The sequence below is a fragment of the Acholeplasma equirhinis genome, from assembly GCF_017052655.1.
Lineage (GTDB): Bacteria > Bacillota_I > Bacilli_A > Acholeplasmatales > Acholeplasmataceae > Acholeplasma > Acholeplasma equirhinis.
Window position 1 is genome coordinate 1 of the sequence record NZ_JAFIDC010000003.1, and the last position, 20,760, is coordinate 20,760.

The 20,760-nt window shown below is 33.5% G+C and carries 22 protein-coding genes and 5 tRNA genes; 4 read left to right on the forward strand and 23 right to left on the reverse strand.

The annotated features are described in order from the left end of the window. Positions 1–169 precede the first annotated feature (169 nt). From JV173_RS06815 to trhO, 3 genes are all read right to left on the reverse strand, one after another. Positions 170–244: transfer RNA gene (locus tag JV173_RS06815), tRNA-Cys, on the reverse strand. A gap of 37 nt (positions 245–281) precedes the next feature. Continuing rightward, positions 282–737, reverse strand: a complete 456-nt coding sequence (locus JV173_RS06820) for a low molecular weight protein-tyrosine-phosphatase (protein ID WP_205735562.1) — start codon at positions 735–737, stop codon at positions 282–284. Positions 738–766: 29 nt separating this feature from the next. Beyond that, the gene (trhO, locus tag JV173_RS06825) at positions 767–1,732 is read right to left on the reverse strand and encodes an oxygen-dependent tRNA uridine(34) hydroxylase TrhO (protein WP_240453036.1); all 966 of its coding nucleotides are present in this window, start codon (positions 1,730–1,732) and stop codon (positions 767–769) included. Positions 1,733–1,918: 186 nt separating this feature from the next. On the opposite strand from trhO, the gene JV173_RS06830 reads away from it, so the two are divergent. Then, on the forward strand, positions 1,919–4,048 hold the full coding sequence (locus JV173_RS06830) for an ATP-dependent Clp protease ATP-binding subunit (RefSeq protein ID WP_205735564.1): 2,130 nt from the start codon (positions 1,919–1,921) through the stop codon (positions 4,046–4,048). A 75-nt stretch (positions 4,049–4,123) separates the two neighbouring features. Here JV173_RS06830 and JV173_RS06835 read toward each other — a convergent pair whose 3' ends face one another. Continuing rightward, positions 4,124–5,023 carry a Ppx/GppA phosphatase family protein gene (locus tag JV173_RS06835; RefSeq protein WP_205735565.1) on the reverse strand — a complete coding sequence of 300 codons (900 nt, stop codon included), beginning with the start codon at positions 5,021–5,023 and terminating at the stop codon, positions 4,124–4,126. Positions 5,024–5,153: 130 nt separating this feature from the next. On the opposite strand from JV173_RS06835, the gene JV173_RS06840 reads away from it, so the two are divergent. Next, positions 5,154–5,858, forward strand: a complete 705-nt coding sequence (locus JV173_RS06840) for an SHOCT domain-containing protein (RefSeq protein ID WP_205735566.1) — start codon at positions 5,154–5,156, stop codon at positions 5,856–5,858. A gap of 17 nt (positions 5,859–5,875) precedes the next feature. On the opposite strand, the gene JV173_RS06845 is transcribed toward JV173_RS06840, so the two are convergent. The 4 genes from JV173_RS06845 to JV173_RS06860 form a co-directional block, all read right to left on the reverse strand. Beyond that, a complete protein-coding gene (locus tag JV173_RS06845) occupies positions 5,876–7,387 on the reverse strand; it encodes a putative bifunctional diguanylate cyclase/phosphodiesterase (protein WP_205735567.1) in 1,512 nt (503 codons plus the stop codon). 206 nt (positions 7,388–7,593) lie between these two features. Further along, positions 7,594–8,097, reverse strand: a complete 504-nt coding sequence (locus tag JV173_RS06850; RefSeq protein ID WP_205735568.1) for an SHOCT domain-containing protein — start codon at positions 8,095–8,097, stop codon at positions 7,594–7,596. An 8-nt stretch (positions 8,098–8,105) separates the two neighbouring features. Continuing rightward, on the reverse strand, positions 8,106–8,480 hold the full coding sequence (locus tag JV173_RS06855; protein WP_205735569.1) for an SHOCT domain-containing protein: 375 nt from the start codon (positions 8,478–8,480) through the stop codon (positions 8,106–8,108). A 2-nt stretch (positions 8,481–8,482) separates the two neighbouring features. Continuing rightward, a complete protein-coding gene (locus JV173_RS06860; protein WP_205735570.1) occupies positions 8,483–8,932 on the reverse strand; it encodes an SHOCT domain-containing protein in 450 nt (149 codons plus the stop codon). Between the two features lie 236 nt (positions 8,933–9,168). Here JV173_RS06860 and istB point away from each other — a divergent pair, with 236 nt between their 5' ends. Further along, on the forward strand, positions 9,169–9,918 hold the full coding sequence (gene istB / locus JV173_RS06865) for an IS21-like element helper ATPase IstB (RefSeq protein ID WP_443608282.1): 750 nt from the start codon (positions 9,169–9,171) through the stop codon (positions 9,916–9,918). A 463-nt stretch (positions 9,919–10,381) separates the two neighbouring features. Here the strand turns inward: istB and JV173_RS06870 are convergent, their stop codons facing one another. The 15 genes from JV173_RS06870 to JV173_RS06935 all read right to left on the reverse strand — a co-directional run bounded on the left by JV173_RS06870 (position 10,382) and on the right by JV173_RS06935 (position 20,034). Next, entirely contained in the window at positions 10,382–10,990 is a 609-nt protein-coding gene (locus JV173_RS06870; protein ID WP_205735572.1) for a bacterial Ig-like domain-containing protein, read from the reverse strand. Between the two features lies 1 nt (position 10,991). Next, complete coding sequence (locus tag JV173_RS07125) at positions 10,992–14,777, reverse strand: prepilin-type N-terminal cleavage/methylation domain-containing protein (protein WP_205735573.1); 3,786 nt, start codon at positions 14,775–14,777, stop codon at positions 10,992–10,994. Between the two features lie 22 nt (positions 14,778–14,799). Further along, on the reverse strand, positions 14,800–15,291 hold the full coding sequence (locus JV173_RS06880; protein ID WP_205735574.1) for a GspE/PulE family protein: 492 nt from the start codon (positions 15,289–15,291) through the stop codon (positions 14,800–14,802). Continuing rightward, a complete protein-coding gene (locus JV173_RS06885) occupies positions 15,233–15,562 on the reverse strand; it encodes a PulJ/GspJ family protein (protein WP_205735575.1) in 330 nt (109 codons plus the stop codon). Before JV173_RS06885 ends, JV173_RS06880 begins: the two co-directional genes overlap by 59 nt. A gap of 141 nt (positions 15,563–15,703) precedes the next feature. Continuing rightward, positions 15,704–16,159 (reverse strand): type II secretion system protein, encoded by a 456-nt coding sequence (locus JV173_RS06890; RefSeq protein ID WP_205735576.1) that lies wholly within the window; start codon positions 16,157–16,159, stop codon positions 15,704–15,706. A 32-nt stretch (positions 16,160–16,191) separates the two neighbouring features. After that, on the reverse strand, positions 16,192–16,935 hold the full coding sequence (locus JV173_RS06895; protein ID WP_205735577.1) for a TMEM164 family acyltransferase: 744 nt from the start codon (positions 16,933–16,935) through the stop codon (positions 16,192–16,194). Between the two features lie 130 nt (positions 16,936–17,065). Continuing rightward, positions 17,066–17,716 (reverse strand): DDE-type integrase/transposase/recombinase, encoded by a 651-nt coding sequence (locus JV173_RS06900; RefSeq protein WP_205735578.1) that lies wholly within the window; start codon positions 17,714–17,716, stop codon positions 17,066–17,068. Beyond that, the gene (locus JV173_RS06905; protein ID WP_205735579.1) at positions 17,695–17,847 is read right to left on the reverse strand and encodes a hypothetical protein; all 153 of its coding nucleotides are present in this window, start codon (positions 17,845–17,847) and stop codon (positions 17,695–17,697) included. The genes JV173_RS06900 and JV173_RS06905 overlap by 22 nt, the downstream gene beginning before the upstream one ends. 141 nt (positions 17,848–17,988) lie before the next feature. Next, positions 17,989–18,267 (reverse strand): helix-turn-helix domain-containing protein, encoded by a 279-nt coding sequence (locus tag JV173_RS06910; RefSeq protein ID WP_205735580.1) that lies wholly within the window; start codon positions 18,265–18,267, stop codon positions 17,989–17,991. A 300-nt stretch (positions 18,268–18,567) separates the two neighbouring features. Beyond that, positions 18,568–18,642: transfer RNA gene (locus JV173_RS06915), tRNA-Gly, on the reverse strand. Between the two features lie 6 nt (positions 18,643–18,648). Continuing rightward, positions 18,649–18,725 (reverse strand) — tRNA-Pro (locus JV173_RS06920). Positions 18,726–18,987: 262 nt separating this feature from the next. Further along, positions 18,988–19,188: a hypothetical protein gene (locus tag JV173_RS06925; protein WP_205735581.1), complete on the reverse strand. Its 201-nt coding sequence runs from the start codon at positions 19,186–19,188 to the stop codon at positions 18,988–18,990. A gap of 334 nt (positions 19,189–19,522) precedes the next feature. Further along, positions 19,523–19,648, reverse strand: coding sequence for a hypothetical protein (locus JV173_RS07130; RefSeq protein WP_276208436.1), 126 nt, complete (start codon positions 19,646–19,648; stop codon positions 19,523–19,525). Between the two features lie 225 nt (positions 19,649–19,873). Continuing rightward, positions 19,874–19,950: transfer RNA gene (locus JV173_RS06930), tRNA-Arg, on the reverse strand. Between the two features lie 8 nt (positions 19,951–19,958). Then, positions 19,959–20,034 (reverse strand) — tRNA-Glu (locus JV173_RS06935). Between the two features lie 215 nt (positions 20,035–20,249). On the opposite strand from JV173_RS06935, the gene JV173_RS06940 reads away from it, so the two are divergent. Further along, on the forward strand, positions 20,250–20,639 hold the full coding sequence (locus tag JV173_RS06940; RefSeq protein ID WP_205735582.1) for a hypothetical protein: 390 nt from the start codon (positions 20,250–20,252) through the stop codon (positions 20,637–20,639). Positions 20,640–20,760 lie beyond the last annotated feature (121 nt).

The window sequence follows — 20,760 nt, forward strand, 5'->3', positions numbered from 1 at the left end:
GTGTAAGGCAATTGGTCATTACCATTATACCAACCAAGAGGATTCTTTTTGTTTATCCCTACTGCTCCTTTGATTCCACCCGCATAGCAGGTGGTTTTATGTTAGTCTACGACCAACATAATAAAAAATACCCTATGAAGGGCATTTATTTCAAGGTATATAAGATATTTGGAGGTCCCGATCGGATTTGAACCGACGCGTAAAGGTTTTGCAGACCTCTGCCTTACCACTTGGCTACGGGACCAAACGCCTCTTTATTATAACGTTTTGACCCCAAATTGTCAACGAGATTTTGTATCTTCAAGCCATAACTTAAACCATCTATCCATGTGCTTCGTTAAGAGTTCATATGTCTCATCAAAATCACCTGTATAGTATGGGTCTGGTACGTCTTTTCTTTTGATAAATGGATAAACTTTATGTTTGTAATAACCTTCTTCAAAATTCTTCAAGAATTTTAAATTATTTTTATCCATTCCGATAATGTAGTCATATTCTAAAAAGTCACGTTCAGTAATTCTTTGACTCTTTTTATCTTTAAATGTTATGTTATATTTTTTTAATATATCCATCGTTCCTGGGTGAACAGGATTTCCTTGTTCCCAGTTTGATGTAGCGCGTGATTCAAAATGAAATTTTGCTGCTAAACCTTTTTTTGCAGCATAATCTTTGAATACTGCTTCTGCCATTGGTGATCTACAAATATTACCTAAACATACAAACAGCACTCTTGTCATTTTTCTCTCCCCTAAATTATGACAAGCACTTAGGCTTTCGCAGTTGCAAGTTTTAATTCTTCATTACGGCGTCTTGCATCTTCCATAGAGAATCCATGAGAAATTACCCAACGGTTTCTTGGATGTGTACGACATTCATCACAACAACTACCCATAAATTTCTCTTCACTTGCTTCACTTGCTAAAATTTGTTTATTACATTCTGGGTTACCACAGTTAATATATCTTTCACATGGTTCACCAGTAAAGTGATCTCTACCAACAACTTGTTTATCTACTTTATTAATTTCAACAGCGATTCTTTCATCAAAGACATACATCTTACCATCCCACAGTTGACCTTGTGTTAATTGGTCACGTCCATAAGTGTGGATACCACCATGTAGTTGTCCAACGTCTTCGAATCCTTCTTTAACTAACCAACCAGAGAACTTTTCACAACGAACGCCACCCGTACAGTAAGTAATAATTCTTTTACCTGCTAATAATTCTTTATTCTTTTTAACCCAACCAGGTAATTCTCTAAATGCACGAATGTCCGGTTTAATCGCACCTCTAAAGTGTCCTAAATCATATTCGTAGTCATTTCTTGCATCTAATACAACAGTATTAGGATCTTTTAAAGCTTCTAACCATTCCTCAGGTGTTAAATATTTACCAGTCACTTCTGTTGGGCTAAAATCTTCTTCTAATGAAAGATTAACAAGTTCAGGTTTAACTCTGACATGCATCTTACGGAATGCATGTCCATCTGATTCATCAATCTTAAAGAAAAGATCTGCAAATCTTGGGTCTGCATGCATATAATCCATGTAAGCTTGTGTTTGTTCAACTGTACCAGATAAAGTACCATTGATACCTTCTTTAGCAATTAAGATACGACCTAAAACACCAATTGATTTACAAAAGGCTAGGTGTTCTTGCATATATGCTTCAGGGTCTTCAATATTTACATACTTGTAATACAGTAATACTTGATATTTTTGGTTTTCCATAAAACTCATTCCTTCACTTGAAATTGTCTGCACTATATTATATATGATATTCATATATTTTCCAATACCTTGCACTTACAAGGTGTCTTCTCCTTACACAAACATACATAATTAGCACTCTTTACTTGACAGTGCCAATTAAAACGTTTTATAATAGAAGTGATTTCAGAAAAGAGGTGTCTTTATATGCAATTTAACATGATGGAAGATTACTCAAAAGATCCTGAATTATTAAATAAATTTGGACGTAATATTGTAGATGCCGTTAAACAAGGTAAAATTGACCCAGTGATTGGTCGTGATGAAGAAATTAGACGTATCATTAAAATTCTCTCACGTAAAACAAAAAACAATCCTGTGTTGATTGGTGAACCTGGTGTTGGTAAAACTGCAATTGTTGAAGGTTTAGCACGAAGAATCGTTGAAAAAGACGTCCCATTAAGCCTTCAAGACAAAATCGTCTATGAACTTGACTTAGCTGCACTTGTTGCTGGTGCTAAGTTTAGAGGTGAATTTGAGGAACGCTTAAAAGCTGTTTTAAATAAAGTAAAAGCGTCTGATGGTAACATTATTCTCTTTATTGATGAATTACATACAATTGTTGGTGCTGGTCGTGCAGATGGTGCAATGGATGCATCTAATATGCTAAAACCAATGCTTGCACGTGGTGAACTTCATTGTATCGGTGCGACAACCTTAAATGAATATAGAAACTATATTGAAAAAGATTCAGCCCTTGAACGTCGTTTTCAAAAGATCTTAGTCACTGAACCTACTGTTGAAGATTCTATTTCAATTTTACGTGGTCTAAAAGATCGTTTTGAAGCACACCATGGTGTTCAAATTCAAGATAATGCAATCGTTGCTGCTGCTACTTTATCCAGTCGATATATTACAGATCGCTTCTTACCAGATAAAGCGATTGATTTAGTTGATGAAGCTTGTGCTTCTGTTCGTATGGAAATCGACTCTATGCCAGTTGAACTAGATGACCTACAAAGAAAAATCTTACAACTTGAAATTGAACGCAGTGCCTTAAAGAAAGAAACGGATGCAATTTCAAAAGAAAGATTATCTAAACTTGAGTTTGATTTAGAATCACTTAAAAAAGAAGAGAAGACTTTAAAAGAAAAATGGTTAAAGGAAAAAGACTCTCTTCAACAAATTAAAAATAAAAAAGCTGAATTAGAAAAATTAAAAAATGATCTTCAAACTGCATACAATGCTGGTGATTATTCGAAAGCTGCAGAACTTCAATATTCTAAAATTCCTGCACTTGAAAAAGAAATCAATGAGTCATCTAACCAAGATAATAGTAACAAACTTCTAACTGAAGTTGTTACTGCGGATTCAATTGCAGAAATCGTCGCTAAATGGACTCATATTCCAGTAACTAAACTATTATCTGGTGACAAAGAAAAATTACGCAATTTAGAATCATATCTTGCTAAGCGTGTACTTGGTCAAGATCATGCATTAAAACTCATTAGTGACGCCATTATTCGCCAAAGAGCAGGCATCAAGGATGAAAAGAAACCAATTGGTTCATTCTTATTCTTAGGACCTACCGGTGTCGGTAAAACTGAGGTTGCAAAATCTCTTGCAGATATATTATTTGATTCAGAAAACCATATGGTTAGATTTGATATGAGTGAATATATGGAATCTCATAATGTATCTAGATTAATTGGTGCTCCTCCAGGATATGTTGGATATGATCAAGGTGGTCAATTAACTGAGGCTATCAGAAGAATGCCTTACGCAATTGTTCTATTTGATGAAATCGAAAAAGCACATCCTGAAATATTTAATGTTTTACTTCAAGTACTTGATGATGGTATCTTAACGGATGGTCAAGGCAGAACTGTAGACTTCAAAAATACAGTCATTATCATGACTTCTAACATCGGTTCTGAATTCTTACTTGGTGATCAAGCAGATGCTAAAACCAAGGTAGATAACCTTGTTAAACAATCATTTAAACCTGAGTTCTTAAATAGAATTGATGAGATTATTACATTTAATGCCTTAGGCTTTAAAGTACAAGTTTCAATTGCACGTAAGATGTTAAATGAACTCAGTGAACGTCTACTTAAACAAAACATCCATATTACATTTGATGATGAAGTTCAAAAATATGTCATTAAAAATGGATATGATGAAAAGTATGGTGCAAGACCACTTAAACGCTTTATTCAAAGACATTTAGAAACCTATATTGCACAAGCAATCATTAATGAACAAATTGAACCACATCTTGAATATCAAGTTACAATTAAAGATGAAAGGTTTATAACAGAAAGAAAAATAAATTAATCAACCTTTTTTTGAGTGCCACCTTTAGAAGTTCTCCTTTCTAAAGGTGGTCTTATGATATAAAAAAAGCCTAATCTAGGCTTTTTTCTTCATTTGACTTAAGATATATCCTTCTCTGATTCCATTCTTACCAATATATAGACGTTCTGCATCAAAATATTCAAAGATAGTTTCGAGGATGACAAGTCCTGGCATAATTGTATGGAATCTTTCAGGTACAAGTCTAATCAGGTTTAAATAAGTACTTTTCTTTGTAGGATCTATTTTACGCATGATATGTAGAATATTTTCTTTTGTTAAGTAATCTAGGTGTTTATTCATCATACCTTCATAAAGTGCTTTGGCAGCTTTTAAAGTACCACCGATACCGTAAATGACATTCATCTTTAGTCTCTTTATTTCTGCTTGTTCCAAAGCATGAATGACACCTTTTTTAATTGACTTAATTTCACTTTCAGTCGGCAACATATCTTTAACATATGTAATATAAGCATTTAATGAACCAACAGGAAGCGAAGCTGCTTGATCAACTTTCTTATCAAAGATAGTTGACACTTCGGTTGAACCACCACCAATATCAATGACGACCCCTTCTTTAAAGTCGAATTCATGCTTAATACCCAATACACCAACACTCGCTTCTTCTAACCCTGAAAGCAGTGTAACTTTAACACCCGTTGACATATGAATACGATTTACGATTTCATTTTGGTTTCTTGCATTACGAACGGTTGCAGTTGCAATTAAAAAAAGTTTATCTGTTTGATATGATTCACTATCCTCTTTTAGTTCTTTAACAACTTCAATTGCACGAAGAATACCCATATCAGATAGATAACCTTCTGGTAAAAGATAGGATGCAAGGCCTACCACTTCTTTTCTTGAATATACCTTTTTAAAGTTGTTCTGATCGATGATATCATAGACAACAAGTCTAACTGTATTTGATCCTAGATCAATAACCCCATAGCGCATAAGATCAATCTCCTTTATACTTTCATCATATCAAAATATATGTCTCTTTTCATTTGATAAGACTAGCTTTTCATACATTGTTTGTAAAAAAACTAATTACTTGTTAAAATATCATCAAAGGAGATTAAGTATGAATAGAAAATATAGTACTAAATTATTATCGATTTCAATAGCAATACTCATTACTCAAATCGCTTCATTTGTTTTTCAAAATAATTATGGTAACTCCTTATTAACAATCGGACAAGCACTTGATGTGATCGTATTAATTTCAATAGCATTTATGCTGCTACTTCAATTTAAGAAATTTGATAAGGTTGTATCAATTATATTGGTTGTCTATGGTGGATTAAATATTGTTTATGGACTAACCTCATCACTTGCATTTAGATTGGTGATTCAAAATAGAGATATTGAAGTTCTCTTCACAACTGGTTTATTAATTGCACATGTTTTATTTGAAATTGCAGCATTATTCAATCTTGTACATAATACACAAACTAAGTTTGAAACAAAGTTTACTAAAAACTTAACCTTGATTACCTTAAGTGTCTCATTTGTATTACTTGCAGCAGTTTCACCATTTGTAACTTATGGTGATATGTTCTCAGTATTAAAAACAATTGCAGCGCTTTTAGCAATTCTTGCATTATATGCCTCAGTGTTCCTTGGTATTGAAGAAAAAGCAGTTAAAGTAGACCCAGTAGAGGCACCAAAAGTGGTAACATCTCTTAATGAATCAAAACTTACAGAACTTGAGAAGTTATATAACCGAGGCATCATCACTGAAGAAGAATATCAAACAAGAAAAGAAAGAATTGAATCTCAAATGTAAGAAAAAGTCCTCTTTAGTTAGAGGACTTTTCTTACGTATTTTTCAAATAGTTCTTCTGCTTTAATTGGTTTAGAGTATAAATACCCTTGAACATAATCAATTTGAAATTCAGATAGGATTTCTTCTTGTTTAGTTTTTTCTACACCTTCTAAAACGATACGCATATCAAGTGAATGCGTTAGTTCAACGACAAACTTCAAGAAATGCTTCTCTTTTTCGCTTTGATCAATGTTTGCGATATAACTCTTATCCATCTTAATCACATGTGCAGGTAAGTGTTTTAAATAGTTTAATGAACTATACCCTGAACCAAAGTCATCAAGTGCGATAATGTAACCTTCATTTTTAAGTTGATTTAAAACATTTAAAGAGTATTCAATATTATCAATTAAAACAGACTCTGTTACTTCAATAACAATTAATGATTTCTCTACTTGATAGATATCTGAAAGATGATTAATCTTATTGATAAATTCAGGATGCATTAATACTTTAGCAGAAATATTTATTGATACCATCGTTCTTAAGCCTTGATTCAACCAAGTTCTTAATTGTTTAAATACGGACTCGCAAACTAAATCGGTTAATTCAATGATTGAACCACTCAATTCAGCTAAATAAATGAAATCATTTGGTGGAATGTTTCCAATTTCAGGATGATTCCAACGGATGAGTGCTTCTGTACAAATGAGTTCTTTAGTTGCAAATTTTAAGATGGGTTGATAAACAACATAGAAATGATCTTTATCTAATGAGTGATGTATTTGATTTGTTAAGAATACTTCACGTTCTTTTAATGCTTGCATTGCTTCATTATAGAATACAATTTGATCTTTACCTTTACGTTTAGCTTCACTCAGTGCTAAGTTTGCATAACGTAGGACATCTTGGAATCGATCACCATGATTAGGATACATTGCAACCCCACCAGATGCTGAATAGAAATATGCTTCACTTTGTTTTCTTAAGAGTACTTTAATATCAGCTAGAATTGCTTTTGTAATTGAAAGCACTTCTTGATAATCGGTAACTTTTTCCATAACGATTACAAAGCCATCTTCAGACATTCTTGCAACTAACTTGCTATTTACCTTTTTCTTTAATTCTTGTGCAATTTCAAATAGTGCGTTATCGCCCCATTCGTAACCTTTTAATTCGTTAATGACACCAAAGTTATCAATATCAATATATAAAACTGCAAATGGTACTTTTTGATGAATTAATTTTTCTACTTTTTGATCTAACTTATTCTTATTCATTAAACCTGTTAATGAATCATAATATGCAAGTTTATAGTGATTAGATTCTAATTCAGTTAATTTCTCGTTTTTGGTTTGTAACTCAGAAAAAACATGTGATAAATGCATGCTCTTTTCCATATGAGATTTAATTTGTTTATAAATAATCACGTAAAAAGTTAAACCAATTAAAGTTAAAGTAACGACACCGTTCCAAGTTTGAACAAGTGACATAAAAACAGGATCACTAACAAGTGATTGCAATATCCAGTCAGATAAGACTAAATACACGAAGCTCGCGAGGAAATACCAGATCATAATCGCGAACGTTTCACGATGAGCTGATTGAGTTTTGTAGGAATCTAGTTGTTTTATATCGTTTTGCATGTCTCTTCCGTCATTTAGCTAATTCACAACTTTTATTGTATAGGAAAACGCTTCTTAATGCAAATAAATATGAAAAAAAACCATCTAGAAATTAGATGGCTTATTTTTCATTATACGTTATCGATAATTTTTGCACGACGTTCTTGATATTCTTCTTTAGTAATAACACCTTTTTGATAGAGTTCATCAAGTTCTTTTAATCTTTTTTCAAGTGTACCAACTGCACCGTTTTGATCAACGTATGTACCAACTGCTTGAGGTTCTTTTGATGTAGCACCTAAAACAGCAAGTAAACCAGTAACAAGTCCACCACCAACGAATAGGTAGATACTCCAACCAATCGCTTCATTCTTAGTTGCTTTACCATTTTTTGCAGCAAGTAATCTAACACCTGCAACAATATTAAGCACTAAGAATACGATAATAATAAATGTTATTCGATTTAATGCATCTATCATTTGTAATAACTCAGTAATTTCAGCTGGTGAACCACCTGATGCAATAATCTCATCTCTATAGCTGTTTAATCCAATCAATACAAAGCTAAATAATGCATAGCCTGCAGCACTTAAAAATGACAGTACTGCTGCAATTGTTAATAATGTTTTGTTCATTTTATTCCCTATACCCTTTCAATAATTTTCTTTCTACGTGATTCGTATTCTTCTCTTGATAAGATCCCTTTTTCATAGAGTTCATCTATTTCTCTTAATAATGTTTCTATTGACTTTTCTTCTGTGTTTGAGGATGAAACTTGCCCATCACTGTAAACAGCAATTAATCCTAGAATACCAGCAAGTGTTGCTGTAAATAATAAACAGATGCTCCAACCTTTTACTACATTCTTTGATACCTTGCCTTGTTTAGCTAATTCTAAATAATAGATTGCGATAATATTAAATGCAACAACGACAACACTAAAGTAACCTGCAAATAGAAAGAATGCCGCACTGACACCTGCTAAAACTTGTGCAATTGTTAAATATGTCTTGTTCATGTTTAAATCTCCTCTACGATTCGTTTTCTTCGTAATTTATATTCGTCTTGAGTGATTAAACCTTTATCATAAAGGTTACTTAATTTCATCAACTTTTCTTCTACTGTCAAATTGGTGCGATTTGTGAACTCAGGTTCTTCATTAGAGTTAGCTGCGATAATCCCCATGATACCACCGACTAAATAACCACCAATCAGCAAATAGATTCCCCATCCTAAGACTTCTTTGCGCATTTTAGGATTAGTTTTTGCTTTGTTTAGTCTGATGAATGCTATGATATTTGCGGCTGATAAACCACCAGCAACTATTACAAAAACTGACATGTTCATAAAAAAATCTACATCTTCTATCCCTAATAAGCCAACAATCAAAAACATAAGTGCGTAAGGCAAATATCCAACAAGACCTAATATAGCAAAAACCATTGCAACAGTTAAGTAGTTCTTATTCATATGATGATTCCTTCCTGTCTATACTTTCATTATAACGAAATTAATCCAATTTACCAATTATAAACAATTGATTCATTGAGAGAGTTGATTTTTATCTGTTGAAAGTCGATATATGCCTTCAATTTCGCACAATAATAATTTATCATATACTTAAAATAATTTAATGTAATTTACACGATATTATGTATAACTTGCATAAAAAATAAAACTAGACACTCATTTGTCTAGTTTTTTAGTTGAACCTCTTGCTCTGCTATGAAAAAGTGGGACACAAATTAAAATTATCATATGTTAAAAGCAGTTATTCTCAATCAATTAGCGAGACAATGGATAAGGGGGCCAGCTATGAAGAGTTCTTAAAGATTATCTTAACCAATGAAGTTAAAGCAAGAGAGTCTAACGGCATTGACCGCAGAATTAAAACAGCTAAGTTCCCTTATCTTAAATACTTAGGTGATCTAAAGTTAGGTGCATTCCCTTTAGAAGTTTCTAATCAAATTAGAGAACTTCAATCCCTAAGATTTTTAGATGAAGGAAGAAACGTAATATTAGTGGGTAATCCAGGAGTAGGTAAAACTCATACAGCGATTGGTTTAGGTATTAGTGCATGTATGAAAATGAAAAATGTTTTATATATAACCGTTCCAAATCTAATAACTGAGCTTAAAGAGTCAATGACCTTAAATCAATTAACTAATTATAAAAAAAGATTCATCACATATGACTTAGTCATACTTGATGAACTTGGTTATATAGGATTTGATAAAGAAGGTAGTGAATTATTATTTAATTTACTATCAATGAGAAATGAAACAAAGTCAATTATTATTACTACTAACTTAACGTTTAATAGGTGGGAAGAAATCTTTGGTGATCCAACACTAACTGCAGCAATGGTAGATAGGCTGGCACATAAAGCAACAGTTATAAATATTAAAGGTGATTCATACAGAATCAAAGAAACAAAAGATTGGTTAGCTAATTAAGAGTGACCTAGTTTCGCACCAATATATTGACCTAATTTCGTATTGACATTTACATTTTTGTCATAAATATTCATCCTCTCATGGATGATATTTTATCAAAAAAGAGTTCGCTTTAAGTGCTAAGAATTGGGGATTCTTATGTGCACACTATTGCGTACTCTTATTTAACCATTTATAGATTTTAAAGAGCGACATTTTGGTCGTTATACTCATTATCGAGGACTTAAAAAAGTAAGTGATCCCACCTTGCTGATTTTTGCATCAATGAATATGAAGAAAATGGCTAATTACTTAGCTAAGTTGCCTTCATCTATATGTTTTTTTCTTTCTAAAATTCTAAATTTATGCAATAAAAAACACTATTTTCAATTAAGTAGAGTTTAACCTCTTTAAAAATAGTGTATTTGTAAACAGTCTGAACGTCATCGTTAGATGACGTTTTTTATTTCATCAAGCACTTCACTTAATCGATAATCTGAATCGTTACATGTGTCTGATGTTGTAGACCTGTATTTTCATCATAATAGGTTATAGTTAGCACTAAATCCTCTTTCGCCTCGGTAGAATCAAATCCGCTGACGTATGCAGGATTCACAGACAATATAATCACTGTTTCATCAGAATAGGTAATAAGAAGTGTCAAATTCATTGCCACATCAACTAATCGTGTTCCGACCGAATATGTGTCAATGAATCCCGGTTCAATTGAGATACTAGTAATGGTAGGTACAATAACCTCTCTTTGAACTATACTAATTAAAAAAGAGGCTGTGTAGGTTTGATAGCGAATGGTAATTCTTAAAGATTCTCTTTCAACACTAGAATCAAAATTTTCAAAAGTGAGGTGATCGTTCGGAATAACCTGACCAATGCCTTTGTTTAAATATTCATACACCAAAAGACCTGAAGCATCAAATGTTTCATCGATATAGTATACTTTTTTTGCTGGTTCTGATGACACATAAATACCGACCATCTTATTATTGTCAACTTCTCGTATGACATAATACGTTGTTGCCACAGCTATGATGGTGATAAGAATGACACCTATAATAATTATCGTTTTTTTCATGTTAATTCAATTTATTGTTATTATTAATGATAGTACTGCTTATTCTCATGCTATCCGGACTGATTCGGCCAGTATAAATACCAAAAAGTCCTCCACCTATACTTGTATAACTCCAATTGAACGTGCGTGTTTCAGAAATATTTCCGGTTGTCCCAATGTAGGTAAAAACAACATTGTATGATCTATTGTTAACAATATTATTTTCAATTGCATCCATCACAACAATCACGTTGTTCTTGTCTGCATAGATGTCTTTGACTTCTCCATTGACAGTAATGATGAGCTTGCCAGAAGAAACTAGATTTTTAATATCCTGCAATGTTGTAAAACGTTTTTCTACGATACTTCCGTTTTCTAAGAATACATAATCCAAAATTGAAATATTGTTCAATAATAATCCCCTTTGATTATCATAGTCACCAATACGACCACTTTCGATGAATTTCGTAGCATTATTGGCTGATTGTCCTTGCGTGATGCCTGATGTGTCTAAAACTGCAGGTGTTAGTCCCGTCACCTTTGTAGAAAACTGATGGTAAAACCTGACTTCATTAACCTGTCCATTGAAGCTGCCGTCCGGATTATATGAATAATTATCAAATACAGTAAACTGAAGGTTTAGAATACCATCAAAATTGCCTTGTATCACAAATGTTCCTGCAACGCTATAGACAAATGTTCCATCTGATTTTTCAATTCTCATCTCATTGATTTGTAGCGGTACACCGAATTTATTAACTACAAACATACTACGCAATTGATGCTCCGTATATTCAGCCTTTGGAATTAATCCTGATTGAATATATGGTGTTTCAACCTCGTTTGGAAATCCAGTGTTTTGATATGTGATGACGGTTCCAATTGATCGTTGAACTTCTACACTATAAGGCGTGCTGACAAAATATCCATAATCAACAATGCTTTGATCCTTAATCAAACTTGTCTGAGCATGAGAAGCGAAATACCCCTGCACTGATTGACCCAAATATGTAAACGTAAATGGTGTTTGTGCATATGTGATTTCGTTTTGTGTACTTGCGTCTCTACGATCTTCAAGCGTAATCGGACTTGTCGATAACAGCCCTGTATTAATATGTGTTGTACCGTTGATATTATGTTTAAAATTATTCAGTTGACTTCCGCTGAAAAAAGTATTTACGCTTGTTCTAAAGTCACTTGGCAGATATGAAACATATGATTGATTAACCCAGTTATACTGATTAAACTCACCCTCTAGAATGATTTTTCCGGCATTTTGGTTTTCAGCAAATATACCCAGTCCATATACGGAAACATTTGTGTTATTCTTATCTTTAACAGTTTGTACCGTTTGTACTGTTGTTACATTTTTCAATGTCAGTTCAACATTACTGAAGATGTTAATGTTCATGAATCCATTTTCAAATCTCGTATTTTCAATATACAGTTGTGTACTTGTCGCACTGAATGTCCTAATTTGATTTCTAAAACCTGAAATATAGGAATTGTAAATCTTATCATTTCCACTTGAATAAATTCCATGAATAAAGTATGCACCATCAATTGCACCATCTGTATTCGACGTGCTAGAACCATTGTAGTATGGTACAAGTGGGCCATCGATGATGACATTGTCAATTGTTCCGTTGTCCAGTGTAATGAGTCGTCCGCCGGCTTGTTCAAACGTAATATCCACATCAATTGTAAATCCGTTTCCATATAGTATGGCGTTATTATTGAATGTTGCATTTCCAAGTGTGGTTGCAGTAAAACTATTGAGCATCACACGTGTTGAACCTGGATTTGATCTGAGTTGTTCATAGCTGACTACGTTAAAACCATTAACGACTTCGATTGCTTTTTCCAAAGTATCTATGGCAATTGGCTCACCTGTTTCAAAAACATCCGCCATGACAGATATCACCAGTTTCGCCACACCTGTACCAGTGAATTTAACGACACGTGCAACCGTATCATATGTATATGAAAAACTTCCGGTTTGACTCATGACAGATCCATTGTCTACTTGATCAAGTACACTCAAATGAATAACAAATTCTAAATCTACATTCTGCGCAATGGAAGCGATGGAATCAAGTTCAAAAGTATTACTGTTTCCAATTACATACAAGAAGTTTTCATTGTCAAAATGATTAATCAAATAATTTTCTTCTTTAAATGCAGATCTATAGAGGATTGTCTTTTGGACATCATATTGATTGAAACTGATGGTGATTGAAAAATCTCCACTGGCTAAAATACTAACCAAACCTGAATCGCTTACCACGGCTATGTTCGTTTCACTTGATGTGAAAGTAACTGATTTGTCATGATTCAGACCGGAAACATTTTCGCTTCCGGTATTGAAGAATATTTCTCCAATAGACAATTGAATTTCATTGCCAATTTCTGGAACATCCGGATTATAAAATTTATTTCTAATATTTAAAATATCATTTTCGCTGATGATATTACCTGATTCCAAAATCTGCATATTGGTAATAGCACTCACGTAAAGCGTGACACTTCTGCTGATGGACGTATCAGCAACAGAGGTTGCTGTGAATGTAACTTCCCCGTACTCATGAACTGTAATCACACCCCTACGATCGATTTCAGCAATTTCTTCTTGACTGGATGTATAGGTAACCCTTTTATCCGATACAATAACACCATCATTCACATTACTAAAATTGCTCAGTTTTAATCTTAAAGTTTCGTTGCCAGAATGATAGATATCCATAGGAGTCATCAATTCTATATCACCATTTGGAAAACTGAGTGTGAACTCTTTAATCTCATATCCATTTATAAAATGCAATAGGATAGGAACATTATGCATATCCGTAAGTTCATCCTTAAACTCACCATCCAGCGTATACTCGTCATTCCCTATGGTTATTGTCGGAAAATCTAACGGTTCATCAAGATCCATTAAATCTAAAAAATCAGGTTCAAATTCAACCATATTAGGAAATATGAGTTTGGTGTTCTCTCCAATCGGTAAAGATTTTGAGAATATGTATTGAACCGTTGATGGAAACTTAATCAGAGTCAATTGAGTCAATCTAACATCTGAGTATAATTCACCCTCTACATCAAAAAAGTTGTTCGTAATCAATTCAATGTCTTTTTCAAACATAGTTGATTTTGCCGAGGAGGGGTCTAAAGAATAGTTCCCTTCATTTGTGAAAAATAGCGTTTGACTAAGAATGGTTTCAAATTCATGTTGATACAGAGATGCTGAGCCAACACGTTGTATGAGTTGTGTAAATGTTTCATAGTTACTTACACTATAAAAAGATGAAATTATGTTTGAAAGTTCGGATCCGCTTTGATCTAGAAACAAGTATGATTTATTTGTTTCATATGCAAATGCTTCCGGAACATAGTTCCATACAGAACTATTAGATGTATTAACCGGTCTTCCAAGACTCAGTTGAAATCCGTTTGTTTCCGGTAAATCATCTATGTTCTTAGCTAATTGCAGCTGGAGACTACTGATGTCAAACCAATAATGATATCCTTGATTTATAGATCTAGGATGTGTCCTAAAATCTCCCTCTATCAATTCATCTAACAAATCTCTTACTTCCTGCATGGTTTGTGGTGCATTAAAATTGAGTTGATATTTCTTAACAGTCAGCGCACTGTTTAATTGAGCGACTTCCTGTCTATCTGAACTTAAGTTTGCATGATCCACATATGCCATGTAAGAGACGGTTGCCACCGTTGCCAAGATAGCAATAATGGCAATCACAACAATTAATTCTACTAATGTAAATCCCCTTTTTAACCTTGTTTTCATATGGTCTATATTTCCTCCCTATTTATTCGTTTTCAAAACTTGTGAGTGTATCATACTCTTCAATTGACGTAACACCATCTAAAACCAGTTTACGACAACTGTCAATAATCATCATGGTTTGACTTTCAAGCACTTTGCCTCTGATTTCATCCACATGAACGTGGGCATTTTCAATCATTTGTTTCATATCATGCGTCATACCAATGACTTCAAAAACTGCTTGTCTGCCATAGTAACCAGTTTGATGGCATGCTCTGCATCCAACTGCATGATAGATGGTTTGTGGTTTTTTAAGTTTCAGTCTATCTGTCTCAGCCGGCGTGGTTAGAGCACTTCTTTTACAGTTTGAACAAAGTTTTCTAACCAATCTTTGGGCAATTGCGCCCAGCAATGCATCCGCCAGCAAGTATCTAGGCACGCCCATATCCGCCATACGCGTAATCGCGCCAATGGTGTCATTCGTATGCAATGTTGAAAAGACTAAGTGTCCTGTGATGGCCGCTCGAATGGCCATTTGTGTGTGTCTTAATGAGTGAATACTGCGTCAAAGAGATGAAATCATCATCTACCTTGAGTGTATGTGCATCAATTTCAATCTGTTGAGCCTGATCAAACAACTGTTGAAAGTATTGATCCAGCAGTATGATTTCCTCCATATAACTCTGCTCATCTCTCTGCGATAGCATGTGCGAAGAAAAAACAGCTATCATCGTCACCATGAGTAACAGAATTGCACTAACCGCAATAGAAATAATCATTTCAACCAACGTAAATCCCTTTTTCATCACATCACCTTGTTTTTAGTCTCATTGAGAACAAAATTGCACAGTATTTGGCATTTTTATATCATATCTTCATATGTCATCATCAATCCGTTTTCCATATGACTGCACACACAACTTTCCATAAGGATTTTCAACTATGCTTTATGCAGTTGTATAGTTTACGTTAAATGAACTTGTAGTATGTTTACCACCATCTGGCGTTGTATAGGTCAATGTCACCGTAGAGGTCTCGGATGATAAACTTGCGGATACAACCGCCGTTGTGCTTCCTGTTAATCCAATACTCTCTGCTAAATCATCAAACCAAGTTTCAAGCGCCTCTTTAAGTGCTTCCACTAATTCAGCATCATCTTTTGGATCAACTGAAAGATCAACCGTAAATGATAGATTGACCAAATGAACTGGATCATCTGTATTCAACAATGATTCACTGCGTGCAACTGTTTCTAGTTGACTATATTCCTGTTGTGCCTTTGAATTTCTTGCACTTTCTAAAAATGTCGTATAACTAACGACTGCAACAGTTGATAGAATGGCTACAATAGCGATCACAACAATCAACTCAACAAGTGTAAAACCTTTTTTACTACGATTCAATTTCAATGCCTTTTGCATATATAAATCTGCTTTTATGTATGATGTTTTTCAATAATATGATGTTTCTTGTTTTCAAATACATGTGCAAAACCGTATAACCATAAAACCAACACTGGATAGATGGGTAATAAATATACAAAATAAATCGGAATCCAACTATATAGCCATTCAAATATCCATACCCCTTCTGGAACAAAGACAAATGAGTATGTGTCCATTCTAGAAACACCTTCATAGGTCATCAAGAGCCATGAACCAAAACCCGATAATGCAAAGTAAAGCAGTACCATGATAGATACAGACATCATATATTTTTTCTCTGGATAATAGCGACCACTTGCCAACATGAGTGTCGGCAATAAAACCGCAATGAAGTGATTCATCCAAAAATTAATAAAAGATATATGATACCAAGGTAATTGTGTTAATGAACGATTATAGGTAATCAATGTAGTGGACGCAGCAAATAATGCAAATCCAAACAAATAATTTTTAATACGTTTATTTTTAGTGAATACTGCAGCGGGCAATAAAATAAAGTTAAAATTGCATACCTGCAGTTGCTGTTTCAATAGCGTGATGAAATCAAAGCCTCTATCAAAGGATAGATGCATGGCATATCTAAAGAAAATACCGAAAGCACCAGTGAGAGCAAGTAGCATAAAGATAACTTCTTGCCAAAAGGGACTGATCTTCTTAATCAAAAAAATACCCGCTATCAAAATGGTACAACTTACCAACAAATACCCTATATGCTCAATGCCACCTAATGCCACCCACTTAACCTCTGCACTGCTATGATTTTCTAGGACACATAGGTACCACCTTTGAGAAATAAAAAGTGATATTATTATATCCTTGATACTTATATTTTATCATACATCATTTTCTAGATGTGTGGCTTTTTTAATTAAAGCCTTTTATAGTTCGATATTCAACTGGTGTTAAGTAATCTAATCGATAAGCTACTCTATGATGATTAAAATAATCTACATAGATTTCTATAGCTTTTTTGATATCACCAAAGTCATGTAATTTTAGATAGTGTTTCAAATCACCTTTGATCCATCCAATAAGTGATTCAATGACTGGATTATCTGTAGGCGTTCCTGCTCGACTCATTGATCTGGTGATTGGATATGTTTGATGTGTCTTCTCAAACTTAACGAATGAATAAACTCTACCTTGATCACTATGTAGGATGGTATGGTGTTCACCATATCCCCTTTGTTCTTTGATGCGTAAGAAATCTTCTAAACTTCTTAAATGATTCATCACACCATTACCATGATGATAATTAGCTAGGTCATATCCTACAATCTCATTATTAAAAACATCGATGTGAAGATTTAAATCATATTTCTTTTTCTGATGTATAATTATGGTTGTATCTGTACATACTTTCTCAAATGGTCTTCTTGTTTGCCAATTTCCACCTATGACATTTGGAAACTTATCCGATACACCTTTTGGTCTTCTAAACGCTCTTCTACGCGCTTTAGAATAGATGCCCATTTCTCTAAAACACTGATACATTAAGTAACTTGATATATCCATCCAGTATCATTGAATATATCTTTTCTAACTGCTCTATACCCTTTTTCAGGATGGATAGTATGGTAATTATTAATGAGCTGTTTGAGTGTTTCTTTTGTTTCTTGTCTTGGTGTTTTAATATCTATTCTCATTAACCATCTATAATATCCACTCCTACTAATTCCGATATATTCACACAAGTCGTTTATATAGTATTTAACTCTGAACTTATGGATCAAACTATACTCATAATTTAGAAGTTGTTTTTTTTTAAGTATTTGACATCCTCCGAGCTATAACCTTTTTTTTAAACGTTCTATTTCTACTTTAAGCATGAGTATTTCATGCTTTAAAGACTCAATTGATGCTTCTTCTTGATTCGTTGGTATTTTATCTCTTATTTTTCTTTTAGTTATTAAACCACTGATCCCTTCTGTTTGATACTTCTCTACCCACTGTCTTTGTGTTTTGGTAGCGACGTTATATTCCCTCATAATGGATTTTTTACTGATGTGATCATTTAATATCATCTTAACAATCTTTAGTTTGAAGTCAACACTATACTCATTCATAGGCTTTCTGCTCCTTATATTTTTATATTATACAATATGTTCTTTTAGGTGGTACCTATGTGTCCCACTTTTTCATAGCAGAGCAATGGTAATCGTGTAAATCTAACTTGTAATCGTGTAAATTGTTGAGTAATCGTTAAATTGTAGTTTAGATTTTTCTGTTTCCGCCCATTTTTAACATTTAATCGTCCAATACTAAATAATATAATTTTTATACTTTTCTGGCATAAAGGAAAAAACACCCTATCTGCCAAACAAAAAAAGGCCTGATACGATTGTATCAAACCTATTCTATCAACTTGGAGCGGGTGAGCGGAATCGAACCGCCGTCTTCAGCTTGGAAGGCTGGAGTAATAGCCATTATACGACACCCGCAAAGGATGGTCGGGAAGACAGGATTTGAACCTGCGGCCCCCTGGTCCCAAACCAGGTGCTCCACCAAGCTGAGCTACTTCCCGATGCTCACATGCTTAATTATTGTATCAAATGGAATAGATATTGTCAACAACTTTCGATAACTTAATATCAAATTCCATAAAGATTTTTTAAAGCGTGGATTTAAAGTAAATTTTATGCTTTTTAATCATGGGGTCATATAAAAACTATTCTTAAAATATACGCTAATTTGTTTGTTTTTTCAAGAGGTAAAATTAAAAATTATAAATATATATTTATAATGTAATAACAGATGCCTTGAGTAACCTCAAAGCATCTTGACTTTCATTCTATTGATTCTTTTCTGTTTCTTTGATGTAATTTACTTCCATATCTTACAATCCATGAAATCAATTCAGTTAAAAGTAAGACTCCACCAGTTATCACAATATAGATTGCAACAATTTGATTTGGGTGATCTCGGTATATCCAACCATCTGGTTGAAGTTTACCTAGTTCAATATGAAGTGCCATAATAAATACCATGAATGCTCCAAATCCAACCTGATATAATAAGTTTACCCATTCTTATACGATGCATTGGATGTTTTAAACTCAAAATCAAGCGAATCATGATAAATCCTAGTATACATATTAATATTCCAAATGGTAAAGCGAATAACTTTCGATCTAATAGACCGATTGACGAAGGTTCACCCATAAAACTAGATGCAATCGGTATCAACAAAATAAAATAGACTAAACCAACTGTTCAAATAAAATTCAATCGATAAAGATGATTGAGCCTCACCTTATCATCAACGAATGGCATACTTTGACCTTTTACCATCCATAAAACAAATCCAGTAACTAAAGCTAACTAAATGATGAATGCTAAGACATATAGTGATGTATTTAGAAACAACATTAAGACATTGAGAAGTGTTGCTGCCAAAAGAATTAATTCAGGTAAAATAACATACTTAAAATGTTTTTCTTGATCCATAAGGAACCTCCTGTTATCTTATTAAATCTTTTAAATTTAATGCTTTTGACTGAACAAAGGATGTCTTTTAGTTCTTAAATTATGCTGCTTTTTTTAATACCTTAATTTCCTTGATTTTATCATAATATCAAGGATAGTGTTAGTAATCAAATTTTTGCTTATAAATAATGACGAAAAAAAAGAGTCTATCGTAGACTCTATTTAAGCGCGTTTTTGGTATTAAAATGGCGCACCCAAGAGGATTTGAACCCCTAACCTTTTGATCCGTAGTCAAACGCTCTATCCAATTGAGCTATGGGTGCAAACAAGATGGTGACCCGTACGGGATTCGAACCCGTGAGTGCATGCGTGAAAGGCATGTGAGTTAACCGTTTCTCCAACGGGCCACTTAATGCGCATGTATAATTATACCAAGTTATTACCATTTGTCAACAAAGTTTATAAATTTTATTTGAGAAAAAATTTCTTATTAAAAAATACATTATATCTATGATATAAGATATTAAATTATCGAACAAATTCCTACAATTTGATGTGTTTTTAAAATATCTAAATCTCTTTCTTTATATAATATAGTTGGTACTTAAAGAAGGTGATTAAAATGAGATCAGATATTGTTGCGTATAATGATGCTTTAGGTGACTTCAAGGATAATGCAAATCAACTCTTTTTAGAACTTGAAAAACTTGCACCAAACTTAGAGGTTAAAATTTGGCATAGAACAGTTGTCTTTTTTGATGATGGTAATCCACTGTTTGGATATTCATTAAAGAAGCATGGTTTGGAACTGATGTTTTGGAGTGGTCAAGCTTTTGAAAACCAAAAAGGATTAGACCCTGTCGGCTCATTTAAAGCCGCTAGAATCATTTTAAGTCCAAAAGCTAATCTACCTATGTCTTTGATTAAAACGTGGGTAAAAGAGGCTTTTACAGTCCAATTTGACTATAAGAACATTGTAAAGAATAAAGGCGTCTTAGAAAGAATTAAATAAAAATCCGCGTCTTCAAGGCGCGGTTTTTCTCACACGCCTACAAGGCTTTATTACTGGCGACCCCCATTTGAGGGTCTTTTTATTTGCCCAATTGCCTCTGACACTCTTACTTACCCGTAAA